The following is an 8,926-nucleotide window of genomic DNA, read 5'->3' on the forward strand; positions in this document are numbered from 1 at the left end:
AATTGGCGTCCGCTGTGCCAAGGCCATTGCAATCCATACCCGCTGCCGTTCTCCTCCTGAGAGCTGATCCAATGTGCGAGTTCTACGTTCGTTCAGGTTAGTGCAGGCTATTGCCCACTCAATCGCCTCCTCATCCTCGTCACGCCTCGCTGTGAACATGTTCTTATGCGGCAACCTGCCGAAGCTTATGAGCTTTTCTACAGTCAAGTCGGAAGGTGCCTCGTTCTGCTGATGGACTACCGCCAGTTGACGGGCCAGCTCCTTGGGCTTGTAGTGGGCTATCTCCTTGCCGTCCAGAATCACTTGGCCCAAGCGGGGAACAGCATTGTTGGACATCACGCTGAGCAGCGTTGATTTGCCGCATCCGTTGGGACCGATAATGGTAGTGATCCGTCCCGACTCAATAACAGCATTAATAGCATGCAGCCGATCTGTTTTCCGATCATAAGAGAAGGTTATATCCTTAATGTCCATAGGTGCGATCCGCCTTTCTGATCAGGAATATCAGGAACGGCCCGCCAATGACGGCCATAATAATAGAAGCCGGGATTTCATTGGGAGCAAGCACTGTCCGCCCCAGTGTATCCGCGAGCAGCAGCAGCAAGCCGCCGCATAAGGCGGAAAATGGAATCAACCACTTATGATCCGAGCCAACTAGGTAGCGGGCACAATGCGGAACGAGCAGACCGATAAAGGCAATCACTCCCGCGATGGCTGTAGCCGTTGCTGCAAGCAGCACTGCAATCACAGAAATCAAAAGTCGTGCACGCGTTACATTGAATCCCAGATTTTTAGCTGTTTTATCTTGAAGGGACAAGAAATTGCACCAAGAGAACACGAGCATGGCTAAAATTAGCCCAATCCCGCCATAGGTCACAATAACCTCGACATCTACCCATTTTTTCATAGACAAGGTTGAAGTGGTAACCTGATTAATGCTAGTGACTGCATAACTGCCTCGATAGTTAAACGACTGACCTAGGCCGGAAAAAATGGCGTTCACAGCCACCCCGATCAGAATGAGACGAATCGGATGCAAGCCAGATTTCCATGAAAAACCATAAACCATTAGACAGGCTAACGCACCGCCAATAAATGAAAAGAACGGCATCCAGAAATAAAGCGCAGGAAAGACCGTCACCGCAATCAGCGAGATCAAAGCCGCTCCCGAAGAAATGCCGATAACCCCAGCATCCGCCAGCGGATTTTTCATGACGGCTTGCAGCAAAACACCCGCTACTGCAAGTGCTGCACCTGCCATTACGGACACGAAAATTCTCGGTAGTCTCAGGTCCTTGACCACATTCACCTGATCATCTGTACCTGTCCACAATCCGGTCATCAACTGACTCAAATCCACCTTGAGACTGCCTGTCATCGCTGAATACAGCATGACGCCAACGAGCAAGACAATTACAACAATAAGGCTCCATACTTTTTTGGACATGTCATCAGCTTCCTTTAATTCGAAGGATACAGCATTTTCATCAGCTCATCCAGTGCCGAGTTTGCCGCTAAATTCCCTGTTGTGCCAAACAACGGTTCAGGCAGATCATAGACATGCCCATTTTTCACAGCGTTGAAATGCTTCCAGATATCGTTAGTTTTGAACTCTTCATCGAACATTTTCACTACTTCATCCGGCATCCCGTGTGCAGCGCGCAAAATGATATCGGGGTTGGATTGCTGCAAGGCTTCGGTATTGTGGGCAATGAACTCCACCTTCTCGCCCTGAACCACATTGGTTCCGCCTGCAATTTTAACCAGATCCCCAATATAGGAATGCTCGGTAGCCACCAGATAGCTTCCTGGTACTCCCAGCAAAATCAATACTTTAGGGGATTTCTTCCCTTGGATTTTTTGTTGAATCTCAGCTACTTTGGCATCCAAAGCTCCATTAATCTCTTTGGCCTTATCGGCTTTGCCAAACGTGTCTCCCAGCTTTTGAATCTCTTTTTGCATATTCGCGAGACTTTCAAAATTCAAAAATTCGGCATTGATTTTCAAATCTTTAAATTTAGGCTCCAGATCATATTTCAGTGTCGTCACCGACAGTACGTCCGTCGGCTTCAATGACATCACTTTTTCCATATCAGGACTCATCGGATTACCCACATCAGGCACATCCTTGTAACGGTCAGGCAGCACTTTCGCGCTTGTCGGCTTGCCTGCCAAATCCAGGCCCAGTGCATCCGTGATTTCCGCAATGGCTACCGTAGTCGCCACAATACGAGGAGCTTGAGCTTTACCGTCAGACGACTTTCCGGTTGCATTAGATGTTGCCGCTGATTTCGAACCATCGCTCTGGTTCTGCCCGGCCTGTGCCCCTCCCGAACATCCAGCCAGCAACAAGATCACGATGCCGATTAACATATACAAACAAAACGATCTTCCTTGAGCCAATGCTATATACCGTTTCATGAAAATCCAGTCACCTCAATTCAAAATATAGAACAACAGCATGAGCCCCAGTAAATGCTGACAAGTCTTGACGCCGGGGCACCAAGACTTGCTCGCATACAAACTTTGCTGTTATTCGGGCTTCATGGATGTCACAACCTGAGGCTACTTCGCTTTCAGGCTTGCTTCATCAAATTGAAACTGAACTGTATACCAGTGATCATACGGCACTCCACCAAGGACCAAGCCAGGCACAATGACGTGTGTGTAAGCACTGATTTTCTGGGACAAGTCCCCTACCTCGAATTGAACGACACGTGTATCGCCGGATGTCGAGATCACTTCTACATCTTTCAGGGTACCGTTTTGCTCCACTTGTAGAGTTGGCATCCAAGAGCTTTTTTTCAAGGTCACTTGGATATAGCGCTTGTCTCCCTTTTCAATCAGTGTGGCTGGCTTGTCGAGATAACCGTCCATAACGGAAGCTTCACTCGTTTTGTCTTTAAATACGTTGTAATTAATCGTGTATTGCTTCTCGGAAGCCGTTTGAGCCGGTTGCTCAACTACTGGTTTTTTTTCTGCCACAGGTGTGGTCGTTTCTGCTGCCTTGTCCGTAGAGGCTGCTGTCGGTTCAGTAGCAGGTGCCGTTGTCGCTGCATTGACTCCCTCACCTTTAAGCGATGCACGGTCAAATTGAATCTGTCCGCCGAATTTCTCATTTAGAATGTATTTCTCAGGCAGATATACCTGTGTGTACACACTCAACTTTTTATCCAAATCAGGCACTTCGAATGCAATAGTGTGCGTGTCACCTTTGGTGTCTGAACCCATAATCGTCGGATTGGCATAACGGCCTTCAAAATCCGTTTGGAATAGCTTCAAAGCCTGGTTGTCCGTAACAGTTACATGAGCCTGAACCTTCCCATTTTTCACAATCAACTTCGCTAGACTCTGTACAAAAGGAGCCACTAGAGAATCCTTGTCCGTTCCGTTCGCCAGCACACGGAAGTTCGCACTGTACTCTCCATCCGCTAAGTTGTTTTTCCCTTGCTCTACTTCGTCTGCTTTAGTTTCGTTGTAGTAAGAAACATCACTGGTGTTAAATTTAAATTCAAAATCGTATACCTTCTCTACCCGATCCTCAGTCTTAAAGACCATCGGAGTGGCACTTGCCACTTTAGGGGCTTCATAGACAACCAGTTGGCCTTTTACATTGTTTTTAAAGTCATTCACGCTAAAACGAACGTGCTTCGTATTGCTTGCTGCATCTTCCTGTGTCACTTCTGCGTCTCGGTAGTCCCCGCTTGCGTTGTCCCAAATGCGCAGCGCCTTCACTTCATTACTGTTTTGCAGCTTCAGACCTACAAACCGTTTGTCGCCTTCCACGACCAATTGCGCCGATTCGTCAGTGATGAAGCGTTGAGCCGGAGAATCCACTCCTGTGGAACCATCAGACAAAACGATACTGAATTTCAAAGCATATTTACCATTGGCAAGCTTGTCGAAATCCAATTTAACAATGGGATCAGCTGCACCCGAAGAGGAAGGCTCGACAAAGCTGCGAATGGTAGCAGGCTCGAATTGATACTGCACATCATATACGTGGTCATAAGGGATGCCACCCAAATCCAATCCAGGTACGATGACATGCGTATTTACTGTCACTTTATCCGACAGATTGGGTACTTCGAATTGTACTGTTCTTGTATCTGCGGAGGTCGATTGATCGACAACCTGAGCCTCTGCACCATTTACTTTGAACGTTTTAATCCAACTGCTCTTGTCCATTTTGATCTGAATCACATTTTTACCGGACTGTCTTAACAGCGTGGCTGGTTTCTGCATATAGCCATCCATCACAGATATTTCATTGCTTCCATTTTTGAGTACGGAGAAATCAATGCTGTATCTGCCGTTTTCAGTCACGGGAGTTGTGCCGCCGTCTGTTCCTTTTACCGCAATGCTGCTGCGGTCAAATTGAAGACGAAGCTTATGATCCATCTCATAAACCCCACCTGGATAGGTCGTGCTCACATGTACCTGTGCATTCATAATAGCGTCCAAATCGGCCACTTTGAATTTCACAACACGTGTGTCCGCTTTCTTGTCCACGCTTACGATATCTGCATCTGTTAACGTTCCGTTTTGTTCTGTTTTGAACTCCGTCACTGTGGCGCTGTCTTTGATCGTGAAGGAAGCTTCATACTTGCCTTTTGATACCGTCAGTGTTGCCGGAGATAATAAATATTGCGCCATTGCCGATTTTTGATCTTTTGTTGCGTGCAATGCATTGAACTGGATCGAATACGTTCCATCAGCTAAAACTTTTCCAGGCGTACCTGGCGTCCCAGGATCAACCGGGGATGTTGCCGTTCCTAATTGGAGATCGACATTATATGTTTCCACATAATTTAACTCAGGCCAGTTGATGCTTACCCATGCGTTCAGCTTGGCAGGCACTTCTTTAACCTCAAATTCGATAACACGTGTATTCGCCGTTTGATTTTCGCTTACTACGGCCGTATTGGTCAATACTCCGTTTTGTTCTACTTTAAAGCCGTCAATCTGTTTGCTCTTTTTCAAAGTGAACTGTACATATTTCCTGCCCTTACGTTCAACCAGGGTACCCGGTTTTTCTGTATATCCATCCATCATGGACTTTTCACTTGAACCGTCTTTTAACAGCGTAAAGTCCAGATTTGACGTTACTGGAGTTGAACCGTTGTCCGTTCCTGGCTGATCAAATTTAAGGCGTATTTTGTGGTCTGCACTATACGTACCCATGAGAATATGGACTTGTGCGTTCAAAACTGTATCCAGATTCGCTACCTTGAATTTCACCACACGCGTATTGGCTGTTTTGTCCTCACTTACAATATCCGCATCCGTCAACGTTCCATTTTGTTCTGTTTTGAATTCCGTTACTGTAGTGCTGTCTTTAATGGTGAAGGAAACTTCTTTTTGCCCCTTCAATACCGTCAAAGTCCCTGGAGACACCAGATATTGCGCCATTCTCGATGCTTGATCTTTTGTTGCATCCAGCGCATTAAAGTTAATAGAGTACGTTCCATCCGCCAAGGTCGGTGGTGCACTAGGGTCAGGTGTAATACTTGTGTCAAACTTGATTTGAACATGATACCAATGATCGTATGGTACTCCTCCCAGTTCCAAACCAGGCACAATCACATGAGTGTAAGCATTCAATTTATTGGATAAGTTGCTTACTTCAAACTCAACCGTACGCTGATTAGCGTCACTAACCTCTGAAATAGTTGCTGCTTCTACAAATTTACCGTTTTGCTCTGTTTGAAATGAAGGAATCCAGCTACTGTTATTAAACGTCAGTTGAATATACCATTTATCTCCTTTTTGAACGAGCTTTGCAGGCTTTGAGGCGTAACCGTCCATCACAGAAACTTCTTCTGATTTGTCCTTCAGTATTGTAAAATTAAGGACACCCGGTTTCAAGGGAACTTCCGGCTCAGGTGAAGGGGTAGGGGGAGTTACGGGTCCCTCTTTTAAAGCTATAGTTGATGGATCAAATTCAATCCAGTTTTGTCTGAGTCTATTATTTAAATTGTAATTCACATCAATTTTCTGTTCCAAATTATACACATCAAATGTTACTGTTCGTGGTTCATACGTCTTTTCCCCTTTTACTAAATCTGAAATATGGGCAGGAACGGTTTCTCCGTTTTGTCTAAATTCGATATCTGTAAAGGGAGTATTAGGATTGTCGAGAATTAAAGAAACATGATACGTAGCCTGCCCTACAGTAGAACTCTGTTCAACCGTCAACGTAGCTGGCTTTAGGAACATATCATTATAAGGGGAAGTCACTACCCCTGACACCTTGCTTTCACTTTTAACAACGTAGCTAATAGAATATTCATTAGTATCCTTCACAGTGCTGGAAATCTGTGAGTCTGCGGCTGCTACTGTGTACGCACTTGCCACATCTACTGTTGGAACCACTTCTTCTGGACTTGGCTCTATCGGATATACATCTTGCGTCACAGAGGGCTCGGATACACCAGATTCAGTTGATGAGCTTGTCTCATCAGAAGCAGATACGGTCGGAGCAAATGGGAAAACAACTGAGAGCAGCATAACAATAGCTGCAAACGTCATTAAGTATTTTTTCAATTGCCTTTTCAAGTGTATTAATCCCCCTACTTAAAATATACTCATTTGGAGCTCAATAGAATTCCAAATGAGTATAAGATCAATGTATAATTACTCCACTATTAGATGGAATCTTCGTCAAATAAAAATTGAACAGTGTAATCGTGATCATATGGAATGCCGCCAGTGTATTCTTTAGGCACACTTACATGCAACTTAACATTCAATTTTTGGGAAAAACTACTTACAGGGAACTCTACTATTCTTGTATCACCTGAGGTACTTACCACACTCGCATTCACATACTGGCCGTTTTGTTGCGTTTTGAATTCAGTGACCCAAGCACTTTTAGTAATAGCTACTCTAACTTTGTATTGACCATTATTAGCGATTAATGTAGCGGGTTTGGCGACATAACCGTTTGAGTCCATGTATGAGGTTTCATTGGTACCATCTTTGTACACTGTATAATCAACGTTATACGTTCCATTAGGCAAAGCCGCATTCGCTTTATTGGCAGAAAATGGAGCTAGTACCACAAAAACAAGCGCTGCCATCAGTACAGTAAGCATTACTTTTTTCAAAGACAATTTTTCCATACGATTCATAATCATGTTCATGTTTTTAATCTCCTTTTACGTTTTATTTTGGATTAGATTTCGTCGAACTGCAGTTGTACATCGTACTTGCCTGTGTAGCCGATTACTGGAATTGTGATCTCAGCGTAAGCATTCACTTTTGCATTCAGATCAGCAACTTCGAATTCCACTACACGAGTGTTGCTAGCAGTATCTGTGCTTACTACAGTCGCATCTTGCAGTACGCCATTTTGCTCTACTTTGAACGTTGTAATCAGATTGCTGCTTTTCACAGTCAGACGAACGACATTTTTGCCATTAGCTACCGTAACCTGAGCAGGCTTCGTCAGGTAGCTATCCAATCGAGAAGTTTCATTGGTTTGATCCTTCAAAACAGTATAGTCTACGTTATACGTGCCGTCGGCTGCTGCCGCTTTAGCTGAGAATGGAGCAACGAGTGCAAAAACAAGCGCTGTCATGATCAATGCTACAAATACCTTCTTAAAAGAAAATTGCTCAAAGCGATTCATTACCATATTCATATCTACACACACTCCTCAATTTTTTATGCTTGAATTTATGTTGATTTTATGAACGATAAAGATGGCTTGAATTTACTTCTTGGAAGATTTAGTTGATTTCGCTGGCTGAACGGCTGTTACTTTTTTGACGCTTTTGGAATCAAAAGCGAAGCGGATCGTATAGTCATGATCGTAGTTATACGCAGGGACAGTAACATGAATTTTAGAGATTAGCGGGCTGTTCACACTCGTAATTGGAAATTGTACGGTGCGGGTATCGGTTTTGGCATCCTTATGGATGACCTTTGTATCGGTGATTTTGCCTTTGTAATCTACTTTAAACCCAGTTGTCCATTCGCTATGATTCAGCTTAATTTGCATGGTCATTTGACCTTTTTTTACATACAACTTAGCTGGTTTTTCAAAATAATCATTAGCCATGGACACCGAATCATTTTCTGCCTTGAGGATATTGTATTTGAGCGTGTATGTACCATCCGCCAATTTTGGAGAAGCCGCAGCGGCTACTACAGATGACGAAGTTGGCCAAAAGCTCAGCACACTCACCAGCAGAAACACAGCAATAATTGCAGAATACCCCTTCTTCATTATGACAGCAGTCCCTCCCCACGAGAATTTAAGTAATTGATTATCATTCTCAATTGATAATTAAAAAAAATAGCTCTTTTTGAGCCGTGTCTTCCCACCTTTCTATTCCAGAATTTCGCAAAATAAAGTAAACCCATCACCAATATATCTTACACTTTTCGAAAATGTCAATATGTATTTGCATGTACATAACCCCTTGATATATGCTATTTTTTAAGAAAAATTTGTAGTTCCTTCTTCTATAATTCGAATATATCCCTTTTGTTTTTAGTTCAAAATTTATTTAAAAATTTGCTTTTTTCAATTGACAATCCCCAGTGATATTCATTATCATTCTCTTATACATAAATGAAAATGATTATCATTATTGTTTAACTCAAAATTGCAGGAGGAATAACATGAAATCTTATGTGTTGTGGTCGTCCGCAGCGCTTTTATTGGCAGTTACCGGATGTAGTAATGGTGCCTCGACCGCAGATCACAAACCAACCAGTGCATCCGTATCTGCCACTTCTGGCACGACAAGCAGTGCGGTGATTCAAGTTACTGATTTTTCTAAACGGACGTTAGCGTTTCAAAAGGTCCCTCAACATATCATTGCGCTCAGCAATGGCGATCTGGATATCATATACGCATTGGGTGGAACTGCCGTGGGCAGGCCCAACTCCAATGGACCTGCCATCGTACCTGCTG

General features: G+C 43.9%; 7 protein-coding genes and 1 pseudogene. 1 reads left to right on the plus strand and 7 read right to left on the minus strand.

The genetic code is table 11. The features are described 5' to 3' along the window. The 7 genes from GRP75_RS14450 to isdC form a co-directional block, all read right to left on the minus strand. A partial coding sequence (locus GRP75_RS14450; protein WP_160789637.1) for an ABC transporter ATP-binding protein occupies positions 1–474 on the minus strand: 474 nt, incomplete at its 3' end. After that, positions 464–1,447, minus strand: coding sequence for a FecCD family ABC transporter permease (locus tag GRP75_RS14455; protein WP_028541843.1), 984 nt, complete (start codon positions 1,445–1,447; stop codon positions 464–466). The genes GRP75_RS14450 and GRP75_RS14455, both read right to left, overlap by 11 nt. Before the next feature lie 14 nt (positions 1,448–1,461). After that, a complete protein-coding gene (gene isdE / locus GRP75_RS14460; RefSeq protein WP_028541842.1) occupies positions 1,462–2,421 on the minus strand; it encodes a heme ABC transporter substrate-binding protein IsdE in 960 nt (319 codons plus the stop codon). A gap of 144 nt (positions 2,422–2,565) precedes the next feature. Then, positions 2,566–6,558: an NEAT domain-containing protein gene (locus tag GRP75_RS14465; RefSeq protein ID WP_160789638.1), complete on the minus strand. Its 3,993-nt coding sequence runs from the start codon at positions 6,556–6,558 to the stop codon at positions 2,566–2,568. A gap of 89 nt (positions 6,559–6,647) precedes the next feature. Continuing rightward, the gene (locus GRP75_RS14470) at positions 6,648–7,145 is read right to left on the minus strand and encodes an NEAT domain-containing protein (RefSeq protein ID WP_023990291.1); all 498 of its coding nucleotides are present in this window, start codon (positions 7,143–7,145) and stop codon (positions 6,648–6,650) included. A 32-nt stretch (positions 7,146–7,177) separates the two neighbouring features. Then, on the minus strand, positions 7,178–7,645 hold the full coding sequence (locus GRP75_RS14475; protein ID WP_029519187.1) for an NEAT domain-containing protein: 468 nt from the start codon (positions 7,643–7,645) through the stop codon (positions 7,178–7,180). A 72-nt stretch (positions 7,646–7,717) separates the two neighbouring features. Continuing rightward, complete coding sequence (isdC, locus tag GRP75_RS14480; RefSeq protein WP_160789639.1) at positions 7,718–8,233, minus strand: heme uptake protein IsdC; 516 nt, start codon at positions 8,231–8,233, stop codon at positions 7,718–7,720. A gap of 398 nt (positions 8,234–8,631) precedes the next feature. On the opposite strand from isdC, the pseudogene GRP75_RS14485 reads away from it, so the two are divergent. After that, positions 8,632–8,926: pseudogene (locus GRP75_RS14485) on the plus strand (ABC transporter substrate-binding protein); the annotation flags it as partial.

Source organism: Paenibacillus sp. OT2-17 (genome assembly GCF_009827695.1).
GTDB classification, from domain to species: domain Bacteria; phylum Bacillota; class Bacilli; order Paenibacillales; family Paenibacillaceae; genus Paenibacillus; species Paenibacillus polymyxa_B.